The sequence below is a fragment of the Amycolatopsis camponoti genome (assembly GCF_902497555.1).
Classification (GTDB): domain Bacteria; phylum Actinomycetota; class Actinomycetes; order Mycobacteriales; family Pseudonocardiaceae; genus Amycolatopsis; species Amycolatopsis camponoti.
On sequence record NZ_CABVGP010000003.1, the window covers coordinates 1,709,535 to 1,734,654 of the forward strand.

Annotated in this window: 22 protein-coding genes; 11 read left to right on the forward strand and 11 right to left on the reverse strand. The window is 72.3% G+C overall.

Annotated features, from left to right (window positions below; all coding sequences use genetic code 11):
- Positions 1 to 31 precede the first annotated feature (31 nt).
- A complete protein-coding gene (locus AA23TX_RS44825) occupies positions 32 to 934 on the forward strand; it encodes a LysR family transcriptional regulator (RefSeq protein ID WP_155548944.1) in 903 nt (300 codons plus the stop codon).
- On the opposite strand, the gene AA23TX_RS44830 is transcribed toward AA23TX_RS44825, so the two are convergent.
- The 7 genes from AA23TX_RS44830 to AA23TX_RS44860 all read right to left on the reverse strand — a co-directional run bounded on the left by AA23TX_RS44830 (position 931) and on the right by AA23TX_RS44860 (position 7,863).
- Positions 931 to 2,025 (reverse strand): serine/threonine-protein kinase, encoded by a 1,095-nt coding sequence (locus tag AA23TX_RS44830; RefSeq protein WP_155548945.1) that lies wholly within the window; start codon positions 2,023 to 2,025, stop codon positions 931 to 933. The two genes, AA23TX_RS44825 and AA23TX_RS44830, sit on opposite strands and share 4 nt — an antisense overlap.
- 16 nt (positions 2,026 to 2,041) lie before the next feature.
- Positions 2,042 to 3,679, reverse strand: coding sequence for a serine/threonine-protein kinase (locus AA23TX_RS44835; protein ID WP_155548946.1), 1,638 nt, complete (start codon positions 3,677 to 3,679; stop codon positions 2,042 to 2,044).
- A 215-nt stretch (positions 3,680 to 3,894) separates the two neighbouring features.
- On the reverse strand, positions 3,895 to 4,755 hold the full coding sequence (locus tag AA23TX_RS44840; protein ID WP_155548947.1) for a hypothetical protein: 861 nt from the start codon (positions 4,753 to 4,755) through the stop codon (positions 3,895 to 3,897).
- Positions 4,756 to 5,014: 259 nt separating this feature from the next.
- Positions 5,015 to 6,262: a hypothetical protein gene (locus tag AA23TX_RS44845; RefSeq protein WP_196425883.1), complete on the reverse strand. Its 1,248-nt coding sequence runs from the start codon at positions 6,260 to 6,262 to the stop codon at positions 5,015 to 5,017.
- A gap of 338 nt (positions 6,263 to 6,600) precedes the next feature.
- Complete coding sequence (locus AA23TX_RS44850; RefSeq protein ID WP_155548948.1) at positions 6,601 to 6,915, reverse strand: hypothetical protein; 315 nt, start codon at positions 6,913 to 6,915, stop codon at positions 6,601 to 6,603.
- Positions 6,916 to 6,979: 64 nt separating this feature from the next.
- A complete protein-coding gene (locus AA23TX_RS44855) occupies positions 6,980 to 7,276 on the reverse strand; it encodes a chorismate mutase (RefSeq protein ID WP_155548949.1) in 297 nt (98 codons plus the stop codon).
- Positions 7,277 to 7,437: 161 nt separating this feature from the next.
- On the reverse strand, positions 7,438 to 7,863 hold the full coding sequence (locus AA23TX_RS44860) for a DUF1707 SHOCT-like domain-containing protein (RefSeq protein ID WP_155548950.1): 426 nt from the start codon (positions 7,861 to 7,863) through the stop codon (positions 7,438 to 7,440).
- 108 nt (positions 7,864 to 7,971) lie between these two features.
- On the opposite strand from AA23TX_RS44860, the gene pcrA reads away from it, so the two are divergent.
- Entirely contained in the window at positions 7,972 to 10,389 is a 2,418-nt protein-coding gene (gene pcrA, locus AA23TX_RS44865; protein WP_155548951.1) for a DNA helicase PcrA, read from the forward strand.
- A gap of 870 nt (positions 10,390 to 11,259) precedes the next feature.
- Here the strand turns inward: pcrA and AA23TX_RS44870 are convergent.
- Both AA23TX_RS44870 and AA23TX_RS44875 read right to left on the reverse strand, forming a co-directional pair.
- Positions 11,260 to 11,940, reverse strand: coding sequence for a M23 family metallopeptidase (locus AA23TX_RS44870; protein WP_155548952.1), 681 nt, complete (start codon positions 11,938 to 11,940; stop codon positions 11,260 to 11,262).
- Between the two features lie 1,565 nt (positions 11,941 to 13,505).
- Complete coding sequence (locus AA23TX_RS44875) at positions 13,506 to 13,691, reverse strand: hypothetical protein (protein ID WP_155548953.1); 186 nt, start codon at positions 13,689 to 13,691, stop codon at positions 13,506 to 13,508.
- Here AA23TX_RS44875 and AA23TX_RS44880 point away from each other — a divergent pair.
- The 9 genes from AA23TX_RS44880 to AA23TX_RS44920 all read left to right on the forward strand — a co-directional run bounded on the left by AA23TX_RS44880 (position 13,684) and on the right by AA23TX_RS44920 (position 23,728).
- Positions 13,684 to 15,597, forward strand: coding sequence for a hypothetical protein (locus tag AA23TX_RS44880; RefSeq protein WP_155548954.1), 1,914 nt, complete (start codon positions 13,684 to 13,686; stop codon positions 15,595 to 15,597). The genes AA23TX_RS44875 and AA23TX_RS44880 overlap by 8 nt on opposite strands.
- Positions 15,587 to 15,919, forward strand: coding sequence for a hypothetical protein (locus tag AA23TX_RS44885; RefSeq protein ID WP_155548955.1), 333 nt, complete (start codon positions 15,587 to 15,589; stop codon positions 15,917 to 15,919). Before AA23TX_RS44880 ends, AA23TX_RS44885 begins: the two co-directional genes overlap by 11 nt.
- Before the next feature lie 118 nt (positions 15,920 to 16,037).
- Positions 16,038 to 17,207 (forward strand): ADP-forming succinate--CoA ligase subunit beta, encoded by a 1,170-nt coding sequence (gene sucC / locus AA23TX_RS44890; protein ID WP_155548956.1) that lies wholly within the window; start codon positions 16,038 to 16,040, stop codon positions 17,205 to 17,207.
- 2 nt (positions 17,208 to 17,209) lie between these two features.
- Positions 17,210 to 18,100, forward strand: a complete 891-nt coding sequence (gene sucD, locus AA23TX_RS44895; RefSeq protein WP_155548957.1) for a succinate--CoA ligase subunit alpha — start codon at positions 17,210 to 17,212, stop codon at positions 18,098 to 18,100.
- A 208-nt stretch (positions 18,101 to 18,308) separates the two neighbouring features.
- The gene (locus tag AA23TX_RS44900) at positions 18,309 to 19,091 is read left to right on the forward strand and encodes a DUF5336 domain-containing protein (protein WP_155548958.1); all 783 of its coding nucleotides are present in this window, start codon (positions 18,309 to 18,311) and stop codon (positions 19,089 to 19,091) included.
- 146 nt (positions 19,092 to 19,237) lie between these two features.
- Positions 19,238 to 20,710, forward strand: a complete 1,473-nt coding sequence (locus AA23TX_RS44905) for a cell division protein PerM (RefSeq protein WP_155548959.1) — start codon at positions 19,238 to 19,240, stop codon at positions 20,708 to 20,710.
- A gap of 77 nt (positions 20,711 to 20,787) precedes the next feature.
- The gene (purN, locus tag AA23TX_RS44910) at positions 20,788 to 21,405 is read left to right on the forward strand and encodes a phosphoribosylglycinamide formyltransferase (protein WP_155548960.1); all 618 of its coding nucleotides are present in this window, start codon (positions 20,788 to 20,790) and stop codon (positions 21,403 to 21,405) included.
- Positions 21,395 to 22,954: a bifunctional phosphoribosylaminoimidazolecarboxamide formyltransferase/IMP cyclohydrolase gene (gene purH / locus AA23TX_RS44915; protein ID WP_155548961.1), complete on the forward strand. Its 1,560-nt coding sequence runs from the start codon at positions 21,395 to 21,397 to the stop codon at positions 22,952 to 22,954. Before purN ends, purH begins: the two co-directional genes overlap by 11 nt.
- Before the next feature lie 30 nt (positions 22,955 to 22,984).
- Positions 22,985 to 23,728, forward strand: a complete 744-nt coding sequence (locus tag AA23TX_RS44920; RefSeq protein ID WP_155548962.1) for a hypothetical protein — start codon at positions 22,985 to 22,987, stop codon at positions 23,726 to 23,728.
- Here AA23TX_RS44920 and AA23TX_RS44925 read toward each other — a convergent pair.
- Together AA23TX_RS44925 and AA23TX_RS44930 are read right to left on the reverse strand one after the other, a co-directional pair.
- Positions 23,712 to 24,230, reverse strand: a complete 519-nt coding sequence (locus AA23TX_RS44925; RefSeq protein ID WP_230863087.1) for a GNAT family N-acetyltransferase — start codon at positions 24,228 to 24,230, stop codon at positions 23,712 to 23,714. The two genes, AA23TX_RS44920 and AA23TX_RS44925, sit on opposite strands and share 17 nt — an antisense overlap.
- A complete protein-coding gene (locus AA23TX_RS44930; protein WP_155548963.1) occupies positions 24,227 to 24,976 on the reverse strand; it encodes a hypothetical protein in 750 nt (249 codons plus the stop codon). The genes AA23TX_RS44925 and AA23TX_RS44930 overlap by 4 nt, the downstream gene beginning before the upstream one ends.
- Positions 24,977 to 25,120 lie beyond the last annotated feature (144 nt).

Below are 25,120 nucleotides of genomic sequence, written 5' to 3' on the forward strand. Positions count from 1 at the left end.
AACCGTTAAGCTCAGCTGTACGATCAGGGGCATGCTCGACGTCCGCCGCATGCAGGTCCTCCGCGCCGTGATCACCAGTGGGTCGATCACCGCCGCAGCCCGCAACCTCGGCTACACGCCGTCCGCGATCAGCCAGCAGCTCTCGGCGCTGGAACGCGAAGCCGGCACCGAACTGCTCGAACGCGTCGGCCGCGGCGTGCGGCCGACACCGGCGGGCGCGCTGCTGTCCGAGCACGCCGAGACGCTGAGCTCCGAGCTCGCGAAGGCCGAAGCGGCGCTGACCGAGCTGAAGGAAGGCCGCATCGGCCGCGTCGCCATCCGCTACTTCTCGACGGCCGGCGCGTCCCTGGTCGCGCCCGCCACGGCCGCGGTCCGCCGCGAGCACCCCGGCGTCCGCCTGGACCTCAAGCTGGTCGAGCCCGACGACCCGATGACGGAGGTCGAAGCCGGTGACGCCGACGTCGCGATCACCGTCTTCCCGCGCAAGAGGCAGCCCGGCAAGGGCGTCGAGCTCGTCCACCTGCTCGACGACCCTTACCGCGCCGTGCTGCCGAAGACGCACCCGCTGGCCCGCAAGCGCGTGCTCGACCTGACGGAGTTCGCCGAGGAGCCGTGGGTCGGCGTCGACGGCCTGCCGGGCGTCTGCCGCGACATCCTGGACAGCGCCTGCGCGTCCGCCGGGTTCGCGCCGAACGTCGTGGTCGAGTCCGAGGACTACCAGACGGCGCAGGGGTTCGTGGCCGCCGGCATCGGCGTCGGCCTGATCCCGGAGCTGGGGCTCGGCGCGCTGCACCCCGGCGTCGTCGTCCGCAAGATCCGCAACCCGGAGCCGGTCCGCGCGATCCACGCCGCGGTCGCGTCACGGGCGTGGGGCCACCCGGCCGTCCGCACGCTGCTCGAAGCCATGCGCGCGGCGACCGCCAAGGTGGCTTAGACGAAGAACAGCTCCGAGACGAGGATCCCGACCAGCACGGCCGCGAGGATCGCGGCGATGGTGATCAGCGTCTTCTTCGACACCGGCAGAGTCCACGCCCCGGCCTGCGGTTGGGGTCCGGGCGCGGGCGACGGCGCGTACTGCGTCGGCGGCGGTACCGGCTGCATCCGCTGCGTCTCCTCGGCCGAGGAGTAGCCGGGCGCGGCGACCGGGACCTGCTGCTGGAACTGGGGTCCCGACGGCGGCATCGGCGGTGCCGCGGCCGCCAGCCCCGGGTTGAACGGCGGGGGCGGGGGCGGCGGGATCCCGGGGTTGGTCGGCGGGATGAACGCCGTCTCGCGGCCCTCGGTGATCGCGCTCAGCGAACGGACCGTGTCGGCCATCGTCGGCCGGGTCGTCGGGTCCGAGCGCAGCATCTTGCGCAGCGCCGCGGTCAGCACGCCCGCGTTCTGCGCCGGCCGCTCGGACGACTGCCCGTCCTCCCCGAACGGCGGCACGCCCTCGACGGACGTGTACAGCGTCGCGCCGAGCGAGAAGACGTCCGCGGCCGGCGTCGGGGGCAGCCCCCGCGCGACCTCAGGCGCCACGTAGGCCGCGTGGGGTCCGCCGCCGCTGATGCCGATGTCGGTGAGCTTCACGCCGCCGTCGTCGGCCAGCAGCACCGTGCCCGGTTCGAGCGTGCGGTGCACGAACCCGGCCGTGTGGATCGCGGAGAGCGCGTTGCCGAGCTGGATCCCCAGCTGCGCCGCCTGGTCGGGGGTGAGGCGGCCGTGCTCGGCGAGGAACGTCGCCATGCTGCGCGACGGGATGTACTCCATCACCAGCCAGACGTCCTGGCCGTCGGGCAGCACGTCGAACACCTTGATCGCGCTGGGGTGCTCGATCCGGGCCGCGTCCTTGCCCTCCTGCATGGCACCCGCGCGCGCCTGCTCGGCGCGCTCGCCGGCGCCGACCGGCAGGTACATCCGCTTCATCGCGACGGTGCGGAAGAGCCGCGTGTCGAACGCCAGCCACACGATGCCCGCGCGGCCGCGGCCGATCGGCTGGTCCAGCCGGAACCGGCCGCCGACGATGGTGCCTTCAGAGCTCAACACAAACCTCGGATGATCAGGGGTTGCCGGCGGGCGGCGTAGTTGTCGTCGACGGCGTGGTGGGCGTTGTCTCGACGGGCGTGGTTTCCGGCGGCGTCGTTTTCGGCGTGGTCTTCGGAGTCGTTGTCTTCTCCGGCTCGGTCTGCCGAGAGGTCGTGCGCTTCGACGAGGTCGTCTCCGACACCGGCGGCGGGACGTCGGCCGTCTCGGTCGGCTCCTCCGTCGTCGAAGCCTGCGACGACGACGTCGCGACCGGGGTCGGCTTGTTGCTCGAAATCGGCGAGGCAGGCGTTTCCGGGTTGTTCGGGTTCAGCAGCCAGACGGCCAGCGCGACCAGGCCCACGACCACGATGCCGCCGATGATCGCCGGGCGCTTCCAGGCACCGGGCTTCTCGTCGTCATCGTCGGCCGGGCTGGTCTGCGCGCGCCGCGGCGGGGGCGGCGGGGCGGGCTCGTCGTCGTAGTCGTCGTAATCGTCCGCGTACGGGCCCTGGTCGTGCGGGGGCACCGGCACCGCGCGGGTCGCGGCGAGGCCGGGAGGCACGCCTCCGGCCGCGTACTGCTGCTCGTCGTCGCGGTAGCGGCCGTACCCGTCGTAGTCGTCCTCCGGGTAGCCGGTGCCCTCCGGGTAGTCGTCCTCGTCGTAGTACGGCACGGCCTGCGTCGGGGCCTGGTTGTCGAGCAGGCTGCCCGAGTGGCCCGCGGGGATCTCGTCGAACATCTGGGTCGCGTTCGGGTCCGCGGCGGCCGCCGCGCCCAGCGCGCCCGCTCCCAGGACACCCGCCGACGGCGCCATCATGGTCTCGTCCGACGGCCCGCCGAGCGGAAGCTCACCGCGCGCGACGGCCGCGAGCAGCTCCTCGCACTCTTCGGCGGTCGGCCGGTGCTGGATGTCCGGGTGCAGCAGCACGGCCAGGACGCTGGCCAGCGGGCCGGACTGGCGCGGCGGGTTGATCTGCCCGGCCGCGACCGCGTGCAGCAGGCTCAGCGTGTTCTCGGACAAGCCGAACGGCGGCTGGCCCTCGCAGGCGGCGTAGAGCGTGGACCCGAGGGAGAAGACGTCGGACTCCGGGCCGGGGTCGCCGCCGATCGCGACCTCGGGGGCCAGGTACGCCGGGGTGCCGGCGATCATCCCGGTCTTGGTGACCGTGACGTCGTCCTTGGCGCGGGAGATGCCGAAGTCGGTGATCTTCACGACGCCGTTGGCGCCGAGCAGGATGTTGCCCGGCTTGATGTCGCGGTGGACGATGCCGACCGCGTGCGCCTCGCGCAGCGCCGCGGCGACCTGGGCGCCGATGCGCGCCACCTCGGTCGGCGGCAGCGTGCGGCGTTCCTGCAGCACGGCGGCCAGGCTGGTGGAGTTGAGGTACTCCATGATCAGGCACGGCTGCCCGTTGTCGTCGGTGACGACGTCGAAGACGGAGATCGCGTTCGGGTGGTGCAGGCGGGCGGCGATCCGGCCCTCGCGCATCGTCCGCTGCCGGGCGTCCTCGGCGTCGTGCTCGTCCAGGTGCGGCTGGAGCAGAAGCTGCTTGATGGCCACGGTGCGGCCCAGGACTTCGTCATGCGCCTGCCAGACGGCCCCCATCGCGCCCGTGCCGATCCGGCCGGCGATGCGGTACCGACCGGCGACCAGGCGACCCTCGTCGCTCACGCGACCTCCCTTTGGGCTCCGACTTCACCAGGGCGTGAGGATCGGTGCCTGGTGACGCGGCCACGCGCACGCCGCTTCGCTGGAGCGTATGCACATGTCGTGGGCTGTGGGCCGCCTCTCCCGAGATCGGCCCGTGACAAGGCTAGGCGCTCACTCTGCGCACACGAATCCGGTACAGGCACTTGAACCACGGGTGAAGGCGTGATCGCCCAGGGCTACATGTATTGGGCCGAGACGAGCTCGGCTTCGGTGATCAACCCGCCCGTGTCGGCGACCCGGAACAGCTGGGTCACGCGCACCAGGGCGCCGTCCGGCCGGTGGAGCGTCGCGACCGCGAGGATCGAGCCGTCCGGGTTGATCTGCGTGTCGGCCTCCTGGACGTCGATGGCGTCCATCGAGCTCCACGTGCGGACCAGCTCACCGGCCGCGCCGTCGGCCAGCGACGGGCTCAGCAGCGCGAGCGCGCCCGCCGAATCCCGCGCGATGGCGGCGTAGAAGTCCTTGACGGCCTGGATCTTCCGGCTCGCGCTGCGTGCGTCGGCGGCCTTGTCCGGCACCTCGTTCGTGGTGGCCGGCGCGGCCTGGGTCCGCGGACCGTTGCCGGTCGACTCGTCGGCCGACGGGCCGCCTCCGGAGTGCGTGCCCGCGGTCGGGGCGCTGGGCTGCTCGGGCGCGCCGCCACCGGCCTGGTGCTGTGGGACGGCGAGGCCGCCGAGCTCCGCGGCGCCGGTGAACCCGGCGGGCGTGGACTGGGCGCCTTCGGACACGGCGCGGTGCGCGCTGGTCAGCATCGGCGCGGCGACCACCGCGCCGGCGACGAGCGCCCCGGCGGCGACGAGCCCGGCCAGCTTGGCGCGGCGGACGAACCGGCTCTCCGGCTCGTCGGCGTCCTCGGCCTGCGCCGGCTCGCGCACGGGTTCCGGCCGCGGCGGCAGGAACCGCTGCGGGTCACGGAAGACCTGCTCGAGATAGTCGCGGTCGGCGTCGCCGACGCCGTCGAGAATCTCGGCCGGGATCACGTCCTCGACGCGGACGGCGTTGGGTACCTCACGCCGTGTGCGCTGCCGATCAAGCACGAATGTCCTCGCTCTGGGGTTCCGGGGCGGTCACACGGCCGTTCGGCCGGGCTTCCGTTGGTCCGGATGGCCGACTCGTGGCCGGTTCCGGATCCGCTGTCGTCAGGTAACCCTGTGCGGACGGGCATCACCAGGCTCTGTCGCCGGAATGCCATCGCGATACGACGAGCGGCAGCTTATGTCACCCACCCGGACCAGGGGTAACCGCTCGGCGCACCGCACGTGCATCGGAACGGGCGAACCGCACGTGCAGGGTCGGTTACTGGCCGTCAGCCGCGATCTTGTCGCCGTCCCCGAACGTCAGCGTGCGCTCTTCGATCGTCTTGGACCCGTCGGTGCGGGTGATCTCGACGGTGTTCACCGTGACGCCGCGCTGCTGGTCGATGCTGATCTTCCGGACCTCGAAGTAGGCGACGCCGGCGTACCGCTCGGCGAGGGCCTGCGGGCCCTGGTCGTGGAGCTCTCCGGTGGTCACCGCCGACGCCGCGGCGGGGTCGGTGGTGACGGTGTTGAAGAACTTCTCCGAGTTGTCGCCCATGGTCTGGGCGTCCGGCGGGAAGGAGTACCACCAGGGCGGCTTGACCGGGGTCTCGCGCTGGGCGGGCGTGACCGCGGGCTTCTGCGGCCGTCCGTTCGGCGTGGTGGTGCCGGACGTCTGCGAACCTGCGCCGCTGTCGGTGATCGGCGGCGAGGGGACGCCGTCGACGGGGCCCGCGCCACCGCCGCTGGTCCGCCCGGCCGGCTTGTCCGGCGTCGGCGTGCTGTCGTCCGGCGCCGGCGCGGAACCGCCCTGCCGGGACGGCGGCTCGGTCTCGCCCGTGGGGTCGATGACGGTCGGCGCGCCCTGGTAGCCGGGCCACGCGCCCTGCACGGCCTGGTCCACCGGCGGTTTCCCGACCAGGTAGGACCCGGCGAAGAGCAGCCCGACGACCACGGCGCCGGACGCGCCGGTGGCGAACCAGGCCGCCTTCCGCCACGTCTTGGGCGGGGTCACGGAGGCGGGCACCGACCCGATGGTGAAGCCGCCGACGCCGAGCCCGTCGATCGGGGGTGCCGCGTAGACGCGGACGTCGTCGTCCTCCTGGTCCACCTGGTCCACGCCGCGCGGCTGCGGGGTGGCCAGCGAGACGCGGGTGCGGCGCGCGGCCTGGTCGGCGCGGGTCTCGGGGCGCGACGGCGCCTCGGGCTCGACGTCGTCCAGGGGCAGGCTGCCGTGCGAGGCGGGGAACAGCGGGGGCACGGGGCGCCGGTCGCGGGGCTGGGGCAGGGACGGCTGGGGGAGCGCGCCGGACGTCGGCTGGGGCAGGGGGAGCCCACCGGACATCGGCTGCGCGAGGGGAAGGGACCCGGACACGGGCGGGTCGACCGGCGCGGGGCCGGCCGCGTGCCGCCGGCCGGCGCGGTTCTGGGGGAGCGGGGGCGTCCAGCCGTCCGTGCCGCCGAGCCGGTGCCGCCCGGGATGCGCGGGCGCACCGCCGCGTCCGTGGAACTCCGTGCCTTGGGTCATGCCGACTCGACCACCCGGCGGTCCGGCCGTGACGCCGTCCGGTGGCAGGAGAACCCGATCGGAGCACCATCCTCACGAGCGGCTTCGCGTTCCGAATCCTGCGCAGATGCACGCGCATGCGAGACTGGGCGCGCGGGGCCGGTGCCCCCGCGCGTCCTGCGGGCTCCGCCCGACCCGAACGCAAGGGTCCTCACGGCGTCAACCCTAGGAGCATCCGGCGTAGAAAGTCGCCCCCAAACCTGCAAGTTGCAGAGGTTTCACTCGGTCGGGCGCGACCGAACGGGGGAAAGTGACGCTGCGCAGTCTCACGCAGCGCCATCGGCCCAGTTCAGCGGGTTTCAGCCGCCGGTGCGGTAACGGTCACGCGTCGACTGCAGGGCCTTGGTCGCCACCACGCCGCTACCCGCCGCGAGCAGGATCGCCACGATGTCGAGCGTCGGTCCCCCGGCCGTGAGCAACCAGGCGAACAGCGAGGCCGCGGTGGTACCGCCCGCAACGGCCCAGCGACCGCGGACGTACTGCGCGACCGGCGCACCGCCGGCCCGCTTACCCGCCGCGTTGTTCAGCATCGCCAGATACCCCACATGGCCCAGCGCGGCCAGCACGCTCGCGAGCGCGACGATGACGGCGATGAGGTTCACGAGCCAGTCCATGACCACAGTCTGCCCGCAGCCGGGTCACCGGTGCCTCAGGGAAGACCCGGAATTCGGACAACCGTTACCGGCCGAGCCTGCCGCGGCCGAGGTTCAGCAGCGCCATCGCCAGCTGGCGGCCATCCGGGCCGAGTTCGCGGTAGCGCTCGAGCACGTCCATCTCGCGGTTGTAGACGATCCGCGTGCCACCGGCGGCCATCCGCGCGGCCCCGATCTCCTTGGACACCTCGACCCGGCGTTTCACCAGCCGCAGGATCTCCTTGTCCAGCCAGTCGATCTCCTGCCGGAGCGACGCGATGTCGTCCCCGGCCGGGGTGTCCTCGGCGGGCTGGCCATCGGCGTTCGTCGCGTGTGCGTTCATCGGGACCTCTCCCTCGGTGCCCGGATCCGGCCCCTGGGACGGCGACAGCCCCGGGTCCGTGGACTCCGGGGCTGGCGTGATGGCGGTTCGGGCACTACGCGATCACGGGAGCCGGAGTCCGGGTCCCGTAAAAAAATCGCTCTGCGTGGTGCCGCACGGTTTCAGTATGGCACAGCCGCACCGGCCCGCTCCCGGGCCGAACGCACCCCGGCATGAACGAAGAGGCTCACCGCGAGCCAGAACATCGGGAAGGCGGGCCAGAAGAACCCGGCGCCCAGCACCGCCCACCGGACGATCGCGACCACGGCGATCGCGACCACGACGGCGAGGTGCAGGCGCAGCGCCGGGTACCGCCGCAGCGCGGCCCGGGTCAGCGGGAAGCCCGGCCGGGCCGGCACGGGCCGCGGCAGGTCGGCGGTGAGCTCGGTCAGCTCGTCGGTGAACCGGGCGGAATAGACGTGGGCGAGGCGCTCTTCGACCTCTTCGAGGGTGAGCCGGCCTTCGGAGCCGGCGGTCTGGACGGTGGTGGCGACGCGTTCGCGATCGGCGTCGGCGGCCCGGATGCGGGCGGTGCGCTTGTCTTCCATGTCCGCCGATGCTCCGCGCGGCGGGCCCGCCGCGCGTCGGACGCCAGGCGACATCTCGCCCTACGCCTGACGCGGTAGCCCACCCGCCCGGGGTAGCGTGGACAGACGATGGACACCCTCTTCGATCTCCCCGCCGAGACCCCCGCGCGCAAGCCCGCTTCCGGCGGGCAGGCCGATCTGCTCGAGGACCTGAACCCGTCCCAGCGCGAAGCCGTCACCCACGCCGGTGGCCCGCTGCTGGTGGTCGCGGGTGCGGGATCGGGCAAGACCCGGGTGCTGACCCGCCGGATCGCCTACCTGCTCGGGCAACGCCGCGTGCACCCGGGCGAGATCATGGCGATCACGTTCACCAACAAGGCCGCCGCCGAGATGCGCGAGCGCGTCGCCGCGCTCGTCGGGCGCCGCGCGAACGCGATGTGGGTGTCGACGTTCCACTCGATGTGCGTGCGGATCCTGCGCCGGGAAGCCAAGACGCTGGACATGTCGTCGAGCTTCTCGATCTACGACTCGGACGACACGAAGCGGCTCATCACGCTCGTGGCGCGGGACCTCGACATCGACCCGAAGCGTTACGCCGCCCGCACTCTGGCCATCCACATCTCGAACCTGAAGAACGAGCTCGTCGACCCCGAAGAGGCGTCGGCCAACGCGGCCAACGACCTCGAGCGGCGCGTCGCCGAGGTCTACGTCGAGTACCAGCGGCGGCTGAACCAGGCCAACGCCTTCGACTTCGACGACCTCATCATGCGCACGGTCTCGCTGCTGCAGGCGTTCCCGGCCGTCGCCGAGTACTACCGGCGGCGCTTCCGCCACGTGCTGGTCGACGAGTACCAGGACACGAACCACGCGCAGTACACGCTGGTCCGCGAGCTGGCCGGGACCACGCCGAACGAATCGGGCGTCGACCCGGCCGAGCTGGTCGTCGTCGGTGACGCGGACCAGTCGATCTACGCCTTCCGCGGCGCCACGATCCGCAACATCGAAGAGTTCGAACGGGACTTCCCGAACGCGCACACCATCCTGCTGGAGCAGAACTACCGCTCCACGCAGACGATCCTGTCCGCGGCCAACGCCGTCATCGAGCGGAACCCGAACCGGCGCGCGAAGCGGCTGTGGACGGATTCGGGCGAGGGCGAGAAGATCGTCGGCTACGTCGCGGACAACGACCACGACGAGGCCGCGTTCGTCGCGAACGAGATCGACGCGCTGGCGGAGAAGGGCGAAGCCGACTACTCCGACGTCGCCGTCTTCTACCGCACCAACAACCAGTCCCGCGTCTTCGAAGAGATCTTCATCCGGCTCGGCCTGCCGTACAAGGTCGTCGGCGGCGTGCGGTTCTACGAGCGGCGCGAAGTCCGCGACATGATCGCGTACCTGCGCGTGCTGGCGAACCCGGACGACACGGTCAGCCTGCGGCGCGTGCTGAACGTGCCCAAGCGCGGCATCGGCGACCGCGCGGAAGCCGTGGTGGCGACGCACGCCGAGCGCGAGCGGGTGTCGTTCGCGGCGGCGCTGCGGGACGCCGCCGAGGGCAAGGTGGCGCTGCTGAACCCGCGCTCGGTCAAGGCGATCAGCGGGTTCGTGGGGATGCTCGACGAGCTGGGCGACCTGATCACTTCCGGCGCGGAGGTCCACGACGTCCTCGAAGCGGTGCTGGAGAAGACCGGCTACCGCGTCGAGCTCGAGGAGTCGGACGACCCGCAGGACCACACGCGCGTGGAGAACCTGGACGAGCTCATCACCGTCGCCCGGGAGTTCACCGAGATCACCGCCGAGGTCGTCGCGGACGAGAACGCCGAGCTGGTCGTGGAGCCCGGGGTGCCGGCGCCGGGCTCGCTGCCCGCGTTCCTCGAACGCGTGTCGCTGGTGGCGGACGCCGATTCGGTGCCTTCGCCCGACGGCGGCGAAGAAGGCGACGGCGGCGCGGGCGTCGTCACGCTGATGACCGTGCACACCGCGAAGGGCCTGGAGTACCCGGTCGTGTTCTGCACCGGCTGGGAGGACGGCGTCTTCCCGCACATGCGCGCGCTGGGCGACCCGACCGAGCTGGCCGAGGAACGGCGGCTGGCGTACGTCGCGATCACGCGGGCGCGCAAGCGGTTGTACGTCTCGCGCGCGATCACGCGGTCGGCCTGGGGGCAGCCGTCGATGAACCCGGCTTCGCGGTTCCTCGACGAGCTGCCGGGCGACCTCGTCGACTGGCGGCGGCTGGAGCCGTCGAGCGGCGGGTTCGGGTTCGGGTCGGGTTCGCGGGGTGGCGGCACGCCGCGCGCGGCGACCACCTGGGGCGGCCGCCGGACGTCTTCACCGTCTTCTTCGGGCACGCCGTCGTTCGGCAAGGGCTGGAAGGACACGGTGGCGCTGAAGCTGGACGTCGGCGACCGGGTCAGCCACGACAAGTACGGCCTGGGCACGGTGATCTCGTGCGACGGCGTCGGCCCGCGCGCCACGGCGACCATCGACTTCGGTGCGGCGGGCAAGGTCCGCCTGATGCTGATCGGCAGCGTGCCGATGGTGAAGCTCTAACACCCGTCCGAGTGAACCCGGCGGCGATCCCGGCGATCGCCGCCGGAATCGTCGTACCCCACCGGTAGAACTGACCCCACGATCGAACACAAGTTCGACGGAGGGGGTAGTGTGGTGTGGACGCGGTGCTGTTTCACCTGTTGGCCGAAGGGGTACAAAAACACCTGCGAGGAGTCCTGGGGTCGGCGGTTCCGGATCGGGGTCCGGGCCCTTCGGGGGCTTCAGGAATTCCTTCGCGTGCGGGAGCGGAGGCGTGCCGGCTGGCCGCCGCCTGGCGAGCGCTGCTCAGGCAGCACGAGCTCGGAGCGGACGGGCGATGTGTCACCTGCGGCCGGGGACGCCGCTGGACGACACGTCGGGCCGCGCGTGTCCGCTCCGCGGGGGGCGCAGGGGGAATTCTGCCCTGGGGCTGGGTGCCGGTGCCGGTCCGGAGGTCCGCGGAGCTGTGCACGGTGTGGCAGGTCGCGGTGGCCTACTTCATCCGCCGGTTGCCGGGCGGGCATCGTTAGCCGTTTCCGGGCGCTGAGCCGTCGTTTGGCGCGTCTTTTGCGGCTGAGGATGATCTCGGGCGAGCCGAGGGGTGTGGAGCGAGCTGGCGGGCTTCCGGCCGCGCTGGCTCGGGTGCATCCGCTGTCGGTTCGCCGCTCTCGGATGGGAATCCGTCGTGCGTGCGCCGTGTGCCGGAGCCGGGTGCCGTCCGGCGCGGGTGTTCACGTGTCTCGGACGGCCGTGGTGTCCCGGCTGGAGCGGATGACCGTTCGCACTCGAACGAGGGGCGTCGTCGGCCCTCGGTGGCGGATCATGGCTCTACAGCCGGGTTTCCCGGTGCGATGGCCCGGTTCGGTGGGCCACCGGGGTGGAGCGAACGGATCAGATGACGATGCCGCGCGCGGCCAGCCAGGGCCGGGGGTCGATCTTCTTGGTGCCGTTCTGCCACACCTCGAAGTGCAGGTGCGGTCCGGTGCTCTGGCCGCGGTTGCCGATCTCGGCGATCTGCTGGCCGCACTTGACCTTCTGGCCCTCCTTGACGGAGAAGCTGTTCATGTGGCCGTAGACCTGGATGGTGCCGTCGTCGAGCTGCACCCGGACCCAGAGGCCGAAGCCGCTGGCGGGGCCGGCCTCGATCACGGTGCCGTCGGAGGCGGCGTAGATCGGGGTGCCGATCGCGTTGGCGATGTCGATGCCGAGGTGGCTCGTGCCCCAACGGGCACCGAAGCCCGAGGTGAAGGTGCCGTGGGCCGGCAGGCAGGTCTTGGGACGAGCGGCTTCTTCGGCGGCCTTCTTGGCGGCGTCGGCTTCACGCTGCTCACGGGCCTGCGTGATCGAAGCGCTGTCGGAAAGCTTGGCGGCCTCGGCGGAAGCGTCGATGGCGTGCCCGGCCGGCAGGAGCTCGGGGGCGCCCCCGGTGCCCGCACCTCCCGAGGTGAACGAGGCGCTGGCGTCCTGGCTGTTGGCCAAGGGCGTCACAGCCTGGTCGGAATCGGTGACCGTCTTGAGCGTCGAGCCCGCAGCAGCGGCAGCGAACGCACCGGCCGCGACAGCGGCGACCACAACACGTCCGCGGAGGGCCGAGGAGGGCGGGGCGATGCGGTGCGCACCCCGGACACGAACGACTGCACCTTCGAGTGCGTCCTTCAGTGCCGGGGAAGGAGCTTGGCCGCCGGGGGAGCGGTGTGAAGCCAAGACAGAGCCTTCCATCGTCGGGGAGCCGGGTCGAGGACTGCGGGCGGGGGAACCCGGTGAGCCAACCTCGGGGGTGGTTCGCTCGTTGTCCTACTTCGTGACCTGACTGTAATGGGGACCGGGGGACAGTAACGAACGGGCACCGCCGTAAGCAAGATCTGCCCCGTCGGGCGGCCGATCGGGTGGCGCGGATCTTGCGTCCACCTGTAGGGATTACTCAAAGTTAGACGGGGTTTACTACATTGGTTGTGACTTGCCTTACAGACCTTGCGGGCGGTTATGGACCGTCCGACGAGGTTTGCGGCCCAGGGGGCCGGAATAAGGGTCAGCCAGGGGATGTTCAAGCACTCTCGACGCCCGAGTGCATCTCGAGGCGTGCTCTGGGCGCGGATGTCGGGGTGTCACGAAGGCTCTCGGAGTCGACCGGGGCGACCGTTCATCGACGCTCGCGAACCGCTCACCGACTCGTGTTTAGATCCGGCTCGTCGGTGTCTGTTTTGTCCGACTTCTTGGGCTTGCGCTCGAGGATTCGCTGGGTTCTCGTGACCGAGTCCCGCATTCGGCCACTGTCTGATGGGTAACGCCCGGCAGCCCGACCTCAACTCCGGCGACGCTCGGGCGGCTCTGTGGTGCATGCCCGCCAGCCGGTCCGTTCTGCACCCGACGCCATCCGGCGGGCTGGCCCGCTCACGCACCTGCTCTGGCCGCATGGCCCGCGCCGTCCTGGACCTCGCGCCGCCCGCCGACCGGCACCGCCCAACGGCAGCCAGCCCGGGCAGTCCGCCGACTTCCGCCGCCCATGGCCTGCGCAGCTCGCTGACTCGCGGCTCGCGCTAGCCCGCGCCACTCTGCACCCGTCCGCTGGCCTGCGCCTTCACCTTGCGCGATCCGCGCGTCTGCACCGACCGCTGACCCGTGCCGCTCCGCATGTCACCCGGGCTCGGCCTACCTGCACCGCCCCGCCTACCTGCGCCGTTCTGCGCTTGGCGCCGCCCGCCGAACTGCGCCGCCCCGTTAGCCAGCCCGGGCCACCTCGCCGGTATCCGTCGCCCGCCAACCTGCGCCGCTCGCCGACTCGTGGCCCGCTGGGACCTCCCGGTCCGGCCGACCTTGCTAGCGTCGCGGGCGATGCCCCCACGCTCAGAGCCCCCGACCGGGAGCACCCCCGGCTCCCCGGCCTCCCCGCAGGACCCCGCGACCACCGATCCCACCGGCAAGCGGAAGCCTCCTCGCGCACAGACTTCCCGGCAGGCGCCCGCGGAAACCACCGAATCGGTTGAAGCTGCCCCCGGCCAAGCCCCCACCGACGCAGCGCCCCCTCGGGCCGAACCCGTCGATGCGGCCAAGACCGGTGCCGCCGGTGCAGCAAAAGCACGGCCCACCGGCGCGGCGAAAGCCCGGTCCGGACCGGCGGGCACCCGCGCGGCGAGCGCTCAGCCCGAGCCTGCCGACGCAGCGAAGGCAAAGCCCGCCGCAGCGGCGAACGCCGGCACCTCCGCGGCAACCGCCCGCCCCGAACCCGCGGGCACCGCGAAAGCCAGGCCGACCGGCGCCGCGAAAGCCACGGCCACCGGCAGCGCGAAAGCCGGCCCCACCGGCGCGGCGAAGGCCGTGGCCACTGGCGAGGCGAAGGCCGGGCCCACCGGCGCTGCGAAAGCCGGGGCCACCGGCAGTGCGAAAGCCACGGCCGGACCCGCGAGCACCCGCACAGCCAAGGCCGGACCGGCGAGCACCCGCCCTACAGCCACCCGCCCCAAGCCCCCCACAGCGGCGACGACCGACCCCGCCACCTGGGCCGAAGACACCACCCCCTCCCGCCCCCTGACCATCGCCCTGGCCGTCGCCACCCTCGGCGCCATCGCCCTCACCGCCGCAGCCGTCGTCCCGGTCTCCCCGGCCGCGGGCCCCGGGTTCGGCAGCTGGCCCTGGCTGGCCCTCCTCTCCCTCGCCCCGGTCCTCGCCGCCATCTGGACCGCCGTCGCCGGGAAACCCGCCCTCGCCAAAGGGCTCCTCCTGGGTCTCGCCGCCCTCGCTCCCGGGCGTCTGGTGCTCGACCTCCAGTTCGCCGTCAACGGGCCCCTCACCATCCGCCCCGAGCTCTACCTCCCCGACCGCTTCGTCGGCGGCTCGGCCGTCGGCGCCGGGTTCTGGCTGCTCTTGGCCGGTGACCTGCTCACCGTCGCCGCCGGTGTGGCCGCCTGGCAGGCGAACCGGCAAGACGACGAACCCGAACGGCGACGCTGGCGCCTGCTCGTCCCGCTGCTCGCCGTCGCCGCCTCCGTCGGCCTGCTCACCGCCCCCGTCGGCTCGGACAACGGCTTCCTCCTCGCCCGCGCCGCCTTCGAAGGGCCCTGGCCCGCCCTCGGCGGCTACCTGCTGCTCGCCGCCGCGCTGCCGCTGGCCGCCGTGCTCGCGCTCGCCTCTCCGTCCGAAAGCACCGCGAGAGGCACCCTGCTCGGCCTCACCGCCGGCGCCTTCGGGATGGCCGTGCCGCCCGTCCTCGCCGGACTCTTGCGCGACGACCTCCACGTCACCTGGGGCCCGGTCCTCGTGCTCGCCGCGACGGCGATCACCGCCGGCCTCGCCTTCACCCGGCTCAGCGAAACGCCTAAAGACACCGAGAGCGACGTCAAGGTCCCCGGCATCTTCTGGTGGCGGCTGACGACCGGCGTGCTCGGCCTCGCCACCGCCGTCGCCGCCCTGATCGGAACCTTCGCGCCGCAGGTCGCCGTCACCGCGGTCAACCCCGGGGCCGTCGCGCCCACCAGCGCCGCCGCGGAGAGCCCCGCCCGGTGGTTCCTGCTCGCCGCCGCGCTCGTCGTCGGGGTCCTCGCGCTCGGCACCCTGATCCGCAAGACGGCGGCAGGCGCGCGGTCCGTGCTCGGGGTCGCCTGGGCGGGGATCGTCCTGGCCGGCACCGCCGTTCTGAACACCGCGCTGACCGCCACCCAGGCCGGCAACCTCGCCGGCTTCGGGGGCGCGGACCTCGGCGGCACGTCCGGCGCCGCCCCCGTCTTCACCTACGACCTCGGCGCCGGTGCGGCCTGGACGTTCGCCGCGCTCGTGCTCGCCGTCCTGGTCGCGCTCGCCGCCGCCGGGACCGGGGTCGTCGAACGCGAGGACGCCGAAACCGTCACCGAGCCGGGGAAGAACGTGCTCACGCCCGTCGTGGCCGGCGGGGTGCTGGCCGTCGCCGCGTTCGGGCTGCCCGTCTTCAGCGTGCCCGGCTACGTCGCGCCCGGGCTCTGGTCGAACTTCGACACCCCTTCGTGGGGGCTGCTGACCGCCGTCGTGGTCGTCGTCGGCGCGGCCGCGCTCGCGCTGCGGTCGCGGCCCAAGTCCGCCGCGGCCCTGCTCGCCGGGGCCGCGCTGCTCACCGCGCTGCACGCCGCGGAACTGCCGCTCGTCGGCGGCTCCCTCGGCGACGCGAGCCCGTCGACCGGCTTCTGGCTCGCCCTCGCCGCCGTCGCCGCGCTGCTCTTGGCGGCCGGCCTGGCCGTCGCCGGTGGCCGCCGTGAGCCGTGAGCGACTCCGGGTGCTCGTCGTCGAGTTCGGGAAGCCCGATCCGGCCGCCGTCGCGCTCGGCCGCGCGCTGCGCGACGACGGCATGGAGGTCGTTCACGCCGGCCCGCTGGACACTATCGAGCAGATCCTCCGGACCGCCGAGCAGGAGGACCCGGACGCCGTCGCCGTGCTCGGCGAGCGGCCGCCGCCGGACCTCGAACAGGCGCTCGACCCCGTCCGCGTGGTTCCGGTCGACGCCGGGACGACCCCGGAAAAAGCGGCGGAACGGTTGCGCGGTGGGCGGTCTCACACCGCGGGAGCACCGTCTGACCGCGTACGGTGACCGACTTCACCAGGTGCGGAGTCCCCTGCGTCTGCGCAGGTCGCTAACCTCGACTGGTCCGACAGCGCGGTCCGGTCGCGGACCACCTGCAGTGGCGTGTCGTCAGGAGACTGGAGTAGTGGACCTCTACGAGTACCAGGCGAGGGATCTCTTCGCCGCCCACGGAGTACCGGTTCTGCCGGGCTCGGTGGCTAGCACCCCCGAAGAAGCCAAGGCCGCCGCGGAGCAGATCGGTAACCAGGTCGTCGTCAAGGCGCAGGTGAAGGTCGGCGGCCGCGGGAAGGCGGGCGGCGTCAAGCTGGCCCAGACGCCCGACGAGGCGAAGGAGAAGGCGGAAGCCATCCTCGGCCTCGACATCAAGGGCCACATCACGCGTCGCGTGCTGGTGGCCGAAGCCTCGGACATCGCGTCCGAGTACTACTTCTCCTTCCTGCTGGACCGGTCCAACCGGACCTTCCTGGCGATGGCGTCCTCCGAGGGCGGCATGGAGATCGAGCAGCTCGCCGTCGAGCGCCCGGAGGCGCTCGCCAAGATCCCGGTCGACTCGATCACCGGCGTCGACAAGGCGAAGGCGCTCGAGATCCTGAAGGCCGGCAACTTCCCGGCCGACATCATCGACGAGGCCGCCGACGTCGTCGTGAAGCTCTGGGAGACCTTCGTCTCCGAGGACGCCACCCTGGTCGAGGTCAACCCGCTGGTCCGTGACCCGCAGGACAAGATCATCGCCCTCGACGGCAAGGTCACCCTCGACGAGAACGCGGACTTCCGCCAGCCGGGCCACGAGGCCCTGGTGGACAAGGACGCGGAGAACCCGCTCGAGGCGAAGGCCAAGGCCAAGAACCTCAACTACGTCAAGCTCGACGGCCAGGTCGGCATCATCGGCAACGGCGCGGGCCTCGTCATGTCCACTTTGGACGTCGTGGCGTACGCGGGCGAGAAGCACGGCGGCGTGAAGCCGGCGAACTTCCTCGACATCGGCGGCGGCGCGTCGGCCGAGGTCATGGCGGCCGGGCTGGACGTCATCCTCAACGACACCGACGTCAAGAGCGTCTTCGTCAACGTCTTCGGCGGCATCACCGCCTGCGACGCGGTGGCGAACGGCATCGTCGAGGCCCTGAAGATCCTGGGTGACGAGGCCGCCAAGCCGCTGGTCGTCCGCCTGGACGGCAACAACGTCGTCGAGGGTCGCCAGATCCTGGCCGACGCGAACCACCCGCTGGTCACCGTGGTGGACACAATGGACAACGCGGCCGACAAGGCTGCCGAGCTCGCCGCGGCAGGTGCGTGAAGATGTCGATCTTCCTGAACGAGAACAGCAAGGTCATCGTGCAGGGGCTCACCGGCTCCGAGGGCATGAAGCACGCGACCAAGATGCTGAAGTCCGGCACGAACATCGTGGGTGGCGTCAACGCCCGCAAGGCCGGCCAGACCGTCACCATCGAGGGCAAGGACCTCAAGGTCTTCGGCACCGTCGAAGAGGCGATCAAGGAGACCGGCGCCGACGTGTCGGTCATCTTCGTGCCGCCGAAGTTCGCGAAGGACGCGGTCGTCGAGGCGATCGACGCCGAGATCCCGCTGGCCGTCGTCATCACCGAGGGCATCCCGGTGCACGACTCGGCCTACTTCTGGGCCCACGCCGTCGCCAAGGGCAACACGACCCGGATCATCGGGCCGAACTGCCCCGGCGTGATCAGCCCCGGCAAGTCGAACGCCGGCATCATCCCGGCCGACATCTCCGGCCCTGGCCAGATCGGCCTCGTGTCGAAGTCCGGCACGCTGACCTACCAGATGATGTACGAGCTGCGGGACATCGGCTTCTCCACCGCGGTCGGCATCGGCGGTGACCCGATCATCGGCACCACGCACATCGACGCCCTCGAGGCGTTCGAGGCGGACCCCGAGACCAAGGTCATCGTGATGATCGGCGAGATCGGTGGCGACGCCGAAGAGCGCGCCGCGGCCTACATCAAGGAGAACGTGACGAAGCCGGTCGTCGGTTACGTCGCGGGCTTCACCGCGCCCGAGGGCAAGACCATGGGCCACGCGGGCGCCATCGTCTCCGGTTCCTCCGGCACGGCCGCCGCCAAGAAGGAGGCCCTCGAGGCCGCCGGCGTCAAGGTCGGCAAGACCCCGAGCGAGACCGCCGTCCTGGCGCGTGAGCTGTACAACAACCTCGGCTGAGTTCGAGGCGTAACTCCTGGTGAGGCCGGGCATCCGCAGGGTGCCCGGCCTTTCCTGGTTTCAGGACGAAACCTCCCGAGGTATTCACGCGTCTGATGGGCTGGTGGCCTGCGAGTGCGCTAGCGTTCTGCGCACGCAAGCCGCCTCGTCTTCCCCCGGGTGCCCGCGTGCCCCGGAGTGCCGGTCGAACCGACAGGAGTGCTTCCCGATGACCTTCCCCAGCGGTGGGCCCGGCTACCCCCAGCAGGGTGGCGGCCAGCAGCCCCCCGGACCGCCGTCCAGTGGCTTCCCCGCTCAGCAGCCGCCGCCGCACTCGCACCAGGCGCCCTCGGGCGCCGCGGGCCTGACGCAGAACCTGCCGCTGCTGCTCTCCCTGGGCGTCGCGGTGTTCGGCATCGTCCAGTACTTCCTCGGGTTCTCCGACAAGGCCGACACCGGTCTCGGCACGGTGCTCCTGCTCGCCGGTGGCCTGCTCGCCGGGATGTACGCGCTGCCGAGGGGACCGAAGACGCTGCCGTTCGCGGCGCTGCTCAGCGTCCTCGGTGCGCTCGAGGTCCTCGACTCGCTCATCGCGCTGCAGACGACGCCCGGCATTTTCGTCATCGTGCTGATCCTGGGCATCCTGCAGATGGCCGCGGCCGTCGGCGCGCTGCTCATCGAGCAGGACATCGTCAAGCCGCCGACGCCGAAGCCGGCCGCGCCGTCCTACGGCGGCCAGTACGGCCAGGCGGGCCAGCCGGGCCAGCAGCAGTACGGCCAGCCCGGGCAGCAGCAGTACGGCCAGCAGCAGCCGGGCCACGGACCGGGTCCGGCCAACCAGACCGGGGAGCCGTTCTCGCAGGGCCAGTACGGCTCGCCGAACCCGCCGTCGACCACGCCGCCGCCGGGGCAGCAGGCCACGACGTACGCCCCGCAGCAGGGCTCGTTCTTCCAGCAGCCGCCGCCGGACAACCCGGGCACGCCGCCCGGTGGCTTCGGCAAGTCGAGCTGACGCAAGTCCTCCGAAACACCCGCTGTGACGCTCGGTGTCACAGCGGGTGTTTTGCACTCCGAGGGTTACTCGACCGGGTGGGTTAGCTTCGCCACCCCGGCCGACGGCGGCGTGGCTCACCCGGACGGACCAGCCCGGATGTCAGGGTGCGGATCATGGACCTGCTCACCGACTCCCGCGAGGAGCCGGTGGGCGACCTCGAACCCGACGTCGGACCGTCCCGGGCGGCGCGGGTGCGGGTGTTGCTCGCCGCCGCCCTCGGCCCGCTGGTCACCGGCTACGCCGTCGTCGCGACCGTGCTGACGCTGGTGGCGCTCACCGCCCCCCGCACCGTCTTCTCCGGCACCGGCGTGCTGCTGGCCGCCGGGCCCGGCTGGCTCGCCGCGCACCAGGTGCGCCTCGGCCTCGGCGTCCACCCGCTCGGCGTGCTGCCGCTGCTCCCGACCCTGGGCGCGCTCGTGCTGGCCGCGCGGACGGCGTCCGGCGCCACCGTGCGCCTCGGCTGCCGGACACCGCGCGCGGCGCTGCCGGTGTTCGTGACGATCACCGGCGCGCACGCGCTGTTCGGGCTCGTCATCGCGCTCTGCGCGCAGGGCTCGCCGGTGACGGCGAACCCGATGGTCGCCTTCGCCGTGCCCGGGCTGCTCGCCGCGGCGGCCTCGGCGGTGGGCATCGCCCGGTGCTGCGGACTGCCGGACGTCGTCGCCGAGCGCCTCGACCCCCTCGCGTTGCGCGGGGTCCGGGCCGGTGCGCTGGGCCTCGCGGTGCTGGTGGCCTGCGGTGCTGTCGTGTTCACCGTCGCGACCGCGCTGTCCTGGCGGACGGTGGCCGACATGTACGAGCCCGCGCTCGGCAGCAGCTTCGGGATGTTCCTGCTCTCCGTGCTGTACCTGCCGAACGCCGTGACGGCCACGCTGTCGTTCGTCACCGGGCCCGGTTTCTCGATCGGCGACCTGAACGTCGGGATGTTCGGCTACCGCGGCGGTGCCGTCCCCGGCGTCCCGCTGCTGGGCGGCCTGCCGGAACACCACGCGGCGTGGTGGCCGGCGCTGCTGGTGCTGCCCGCGGCGACGGGCGCACTCGCCGGCTGGTCGCTGCGCAAGGTCGACGCGGACCCGGCACAGCGCATCCGCGCGGTCGCGGTGGCCGGCGCGGTGGTCGCGCTCGGCTGCGTCCTGCTGGGCTCGCTGTCCGGCGGGCGGCTCGGCGACGGCCCGTTCGACCCGGTCAGCGTCCCGGTCGGCGTCGCGTCGATCGTCGCGTTCTGCTGGATCTTCATCCCGGGTTCGTTCGTCGCGTTCTTCACGGGCGAGCACGAGCCGCCCTCGCCGCCCGAAGCGCTCGAGGACAACGAGGCCTTCGAAGACGCCGAAGAGGTCGACGTCGACGAAGCCGCCGAAGCCGTCGAGGAACTCGAAGCGTCCGAAGAGGACGAAGAAACCGAAGAGCCCGAAGCAGAAGCTGGCGAAGAACCCGGCGAGGACACGGAGTTCGACGCCGAAGCCGACGCCGAACTGGGCCTCGAAGACCCGGCCGAGGACGTCCCCGAAGCCGGCGAGGTTGTGACCGGAGGCACCGAGACCTGCGGCGACGTCGAGGCGGCCGAGACCGACCGTTAGGGTTGACGTGACCTGGTGAAGCGCCGTGCGCCCGGCTGCGCACCGCCCGCGGCAAGGAGCCCGCTCTGTCTCAACGGTTGGACCTGCCCACTCCGGTGAAGCTCGTCGTGCTCGCGTCGGGCTCCGGCACCCTCCTGCAGGCGGTGCTGGACGCCACCGGGCGGTCCGGCTTCCCGGCCAAGGTCATCGCCGTCGGCGCCGACCGCACCGGCATCGAAGCGCTGACCCGCGCCGAGCGCGTGAGCATCCCGTCGTTCACGGTCCGCGTCGCGGATCACCCTGACCGCGCGGCCTGGGACAAGGCGCTGACCGAGGCCGTCGGCGCCTACCAGCCCGACCTGGTCGTCTCCGCCGGGTTCATGAAGATCCTCGGCGAACAGTTCCTCGGCCGGTTCACTGTGGTCAACACGCACCCGGCGCTGCTCCCGTCGTTCCCCGGGATGCACGCGGTGCGCGACGCACTGGAGGCCGGCGTCAAGGTCACCGGCTCGACCGTGCACTTCGCGGACGCCGGGGTCGACACCGGGCCGATCATCGCCCAGGAGGCGGTCGTCGTGGAGCACGACGACACCGAAGACGTCCTGCACGAACGGATCAAGGCCGTCGAACGCAGGCTGCTGGTGGAAACGATCGAGCGACTCGGCCGCGGTGGCTGCACCGTGGACGGACGAAAGGTGACATTTCGTGAGCACTGACCTGGGACGGCGCCCGGTCCGCCGGGCGCTGATCGGCGTCTCGGACAAGGCGGGCCTGCTGGACCTCGCGACCGGCCTGCACGCGGCCGGCGTCGAGATCGTCTCCACCGGCGGCACGGCGAAGGCCATCGCCGACGCGGGTGTCCCGGTCACGCCGGTCGAAGACGTCACCGGCTTCCCCGAGTCGCTGGACGGCCGGGTCAAGACGCTGCACCCGAACGTGCACGCCGGGCTGCTCGCCGACCAGGGCAACCCCGACCACGTCGAGCAGCTGCGCAAGCTGGACATCGCGGCGTTCGACCTGCTCGTCGTGAACCTCTACCCGTTCACGCAGACCGTCGCCTCCGGCGCGAGCCCCGAGGACTGCGTCGAGAACATCGACATCGGCGGCCCGGCCATGGTCCGCGGCGCCGCGAAGAACCACGGCAGCGTCGCGGTCGTCGTCGACCCGGCCCGCTACGGCTGGGTCCTGGAGCGCGTCGCCGACGGCGGCTTCGACCTCGCCGACCGCAAGCGCCTCGCCGCGCAGGCGTACGCGCACACCGCGGCGTACGACATCGCCGTCGCGTCCTGGTTCTCCAACGTCTACGCGCCCGCGGACGACTCCGGCTTCCCGGACTTCTCCGGCATCAGCTGGGAACGCGGCGAGGTGCTGCGCTACGGCGAGAACCCGCACCAGAAGGCCGCGCTGTACAAGGGACACCGGGCCGGCCTGGCCCACGCCGAGCAGCTGCACGGCAAGGCCATGTCCTACAACAACTACGTCGACACCGACGCCGCCCGCCGCGCCGCGTTCGACTTCGCCGAGCCGGCCGTCGCGATCATCAAGCACGCCAACCCGTGCGGCATCGCGGTCGGCACCGACATCGCGGAGGCGCACCGCAAGGCGCACGCGTGCGACCCGGTTTCGGCCTACGGCGGCGTCATCGCGACGAACCGGCCGGTCAGCCGCGAGGCCGCCGAGCAGATCGCCGAGGTGTTCACCGAGGTCGTGCTGGCGCCGGACTTCGACACCGAGGCACTGGAGATCCTGCAGCGCAAGAAGAACATCCGGCTGCTGAAGCTCCCCGAGGTCCCGCCGTCCCCGATCGAGTTCCGCCAGATCTCCGGCGGCGTGCTCGTGCAGACCGTCGACGCGATCAACGCACCGGGCGACGACCCGGCTTCGTGGACGCTGGCGACCGGCACCCCGGCCGATGAGCAGACCCTGCGCGACCTCGAGTTCGCGTGGCGTTCGCTGCGCGCGGTCAAGTCGAACGCGATCCTGCTCGCCGCGGACGGCGCGACCGTCGGCGTCGGCATGGGCCAGGTCAACCGCGTCGACTCGTCGCGGCTGGCGGTCTCGCGGGCGGGCGACCGGGCGAAGGGCTCGGTGGGCGCGTCCGACGCGTTCTTCCCGTTCCCGGACGGCCTGGAGGTGCTGGTCGAGGCGGGCGTGCGGGCGATCGTGCAGCCCGGTGGCTCGGTCCGCGACGCCGAGGTGATCGCGGCCGCGGAGAAGGCCGGCGTCACGATGTACCTGACGGGGACGCGCCACTTCGCGCACTGACCCCGGCTTCGCTTCGAGAGGGAGGGCTCGATGCAGCAACCACCGCCGTACGGACCGGGTCAGCCGGGCTACGGGCAGCAGGGGCCGCCGGGGTATCCCCAGCAGCCCGGCTACCCGCCACCCGGCTACCCGCAGCAGGGATATCCCGGTTACGGCGGGCCGGTGCCGCCGCCGAAGAAGAAGCGGACCGGGCTGATCCTCGGGATCGCCGGCGCGGTGGTGGTGCTGCTCGGCGCGGGCATCCCGCTCGGGATCTTCGCGAGCGACTACTTCGCGAGCACCGGCGCGGCACCGTCGTCGTCGCCGGTGCCCGCCGAGTGCCAGGTCCCGGCGGCGGTGCTGGAGAAAGCGGGCTTCCCGAGCTTCGCGCTGGGCGGCCCGGGCACCGCGAACGTGCCCGGCCTGAAGCAGGTCAACTGCAGCTGGAAGCCCGGGTCCGACGAGAACGTCCGGGACGCCACCCTGAGCGTCCGGATCACCGGGTACTCCGGGGAAAACGCGCGGGCCCAGGCGAACCAGCTGTTCGCGCCGGTCGGCCCGGAAGTGCCGCCGACCGACGTCAAGGGCGTCGGCGACAAGGCGGTGCTGGTCCGGCTGGTCACGAAGAGCGCCTTCAGCGGTTCGGAGCTGCACGTCCTGAAGGGCACCACGGTCGTCATCGTCGAGGTGTCCGGCTGGGACAAGGGCTTCTTCTCGAACTCGCCGATGCCGCAGCAGGAGACCGACGACGCCGTGAAGGCGGTCGGCACCGAGATCGTCAAGCAGCTCCGCTAGGGCGGAACAGCGCGTAGACGACCTCGTCGCGCCAGCCGCCGTCGCGCCAGGTGACTTCGCGCATTACGCCTTCGCGGTGGAACCCGGCCCGTTCCAGCGTCTTCTGCTCGGCAGCGTTGCCGCCGTCGGTGAACGCCTCGAGCCGGTGGGCGCGCGTGACCGAGAAGAGGTGGGCGACGAGCAGCCGGTGCGCGGTCAGGCCGAGGCCCCGGCCGCGGTGTTCCGGCAGCAGCGTCAGGCCGATCTCGAAGCAGCCGCCCGCCGGACCGCCGCGGTCGGCGGCTTCCCAGCTCGCCATGCCGGCGACGACGTCGTCCGCGGTCACGGCCAGCGCCGTGTCGTTCGGGCCGAGGTAACCGTCTTCGGCCCAGCGGCGGCGGCGCACCCGTGGGTCCGTGAACCCGGTCCACTGGTGGACGCCCAGCACCGCCGGGTCGTTCGCGAACCGGTCCAGGACCGGCAGGTCGTCCTCGCGGAAGGGTCGCAGCGCGACGTCGGTCACGCGGGCGCGGGCAGCGTCTTGCAGAGCGCGACGGGGAACTTCGGCTCGGCCGCCCGGATCTCCGGGCAGCCGGCCGACTTGACCTGCGCGAACGACGTCCAGCCGGTGTCGGCCCAGCGGAAGACCGAACGGGCCGGCGGTTCGGTCTGCCGCACCGGCAGGTCCAGGACCAGCCAGTTCGGGTCGCAGACGCGGGTGGTGCCCGTGCTCTGGGCGCCCGTCGCGGTCACGGCGGCGCCGATCCAGGCCGGGTCGCAGTGGTCGGCGGGCGGGGCGCAGGTGCCCTGCGGCGCGCAGTGCCCCCAGCCGGCGCCGAGCTTGTGCCAGGCGTTGCCGTTGTCGCCGTTGAGAATCACGGTGCGTTCGGCGACCGGCGTGGCCGTGGCCAGCAGCAGCTCGGCGGGCACCTTGTCCTGGCAACCGCCCGAGGCGGGCCGGGTCGAGTAGACGACGTCGGCGCGGACGTCGGTCTTGGTCTCCACGATCTGCTCGATGCGCGGTTCCCGGACGCAGCCGGGGTCCTTGCCGGGCAGGGCGACCTGCACGAACAGGCTGGTCGGCTCCGGCCCCGGGCGGATCCCGGTGACGTCGGCGCGGAAGGAGCGCCACTCGGCGCCCATCGTCGTCGGCCCCGGGGCCGCGGCCTTGGCGCCGGGCACCCCACCGCCGGCCGTGAGCACGACGGTCAGCACCGCACCCGCCGCGACCAGTGCTCCGGCGATCCACAGAACCGGCCGTTTGGTCATCGCGCACCCCCAGAAGTCCACCGGGGAATCTAGCCGACGCCGCAGCGTCAGGCGGGCGGACCGGCTTTTTCGCCGATCCGGCCGGAAGCAGGCCGCCCGCCCCGAGGCAAGGAACCGTTGCCACGAAACCATTCGGCCGTGACT

Bases quoted from the DNA above. Each gene is read 5' to 3' on its own strand.
- AA23TX_RS44855 (WP_155548949.1), bottom strand. From the start codon at position 7,276: ATGAACGCACACGCGACGAACGCCGATGGCCAGCCCGCCGAGGACACC.
- AA23TX_RS44930 (WP_155548963.1), bottom strand. From the start codon at position 24,976: ATGACCAAACGGCCGGTTCTGTGGATCGCCGGAGCACTGGTCGCGGCG.
- AA23TX_RS44825 (WP_155548944.1), top strand. From the start codon at position 32: ATGCTCGACGTCCGCCGCATGCAGGTCCTCCGCGCCGTGATCACCAGT.
- AA23TX_RS44850 (WP_155548948.1), bottom strand. From the start codon at position 6,915: ATGGACTGGCTCGTGAACCTCATCGCCGTCATCGTCGCGCTCGCGAGC.
- AA23TX_RS44860 (WP_155548950.1), bottom strand. From the start codon at position 7,863: ATGGAAGACAAGCGCACCGCCCGCATCCGGGCCGCCGACGCCGATCGC.
- AA23TX_RS44845 (WP_196425883.1), bottom strand. From the start codon at position 6,262: ATGACCCAAGGCACGGAGTTCCACGGACGCGGCGGTGCGCCCGCGCAT.
- pcrA (WP_155548951.1), top strand. From the start codon at position 7,972: ATGGACACCCTCTTCGATCTCCCCGCCGAGACCCCCGCGCGCAAGCCC.
- AA23TX_RS44920 (WP_155548962.1), top strand. From the start codon at position 22,985: ATGCAGCAACCACCGCCGTACGGACCGGGTCAGCCGGGCTACGGGCAG.
- AA23TX_RS44900 (WP_155548958.1), top strand. From the start codon at position 18,309: ATGACCTTCCCCAGCGGTGGGCCCGGCTACCCCCAGCAGGGTGGCGGC.
- sucD (WP_155548957.1), top strand. From the start codon at position 17,210: ATGTCGATCTTCCTGAACGAGAACAGCAAGGTCATCGTGCAGGGGCTC.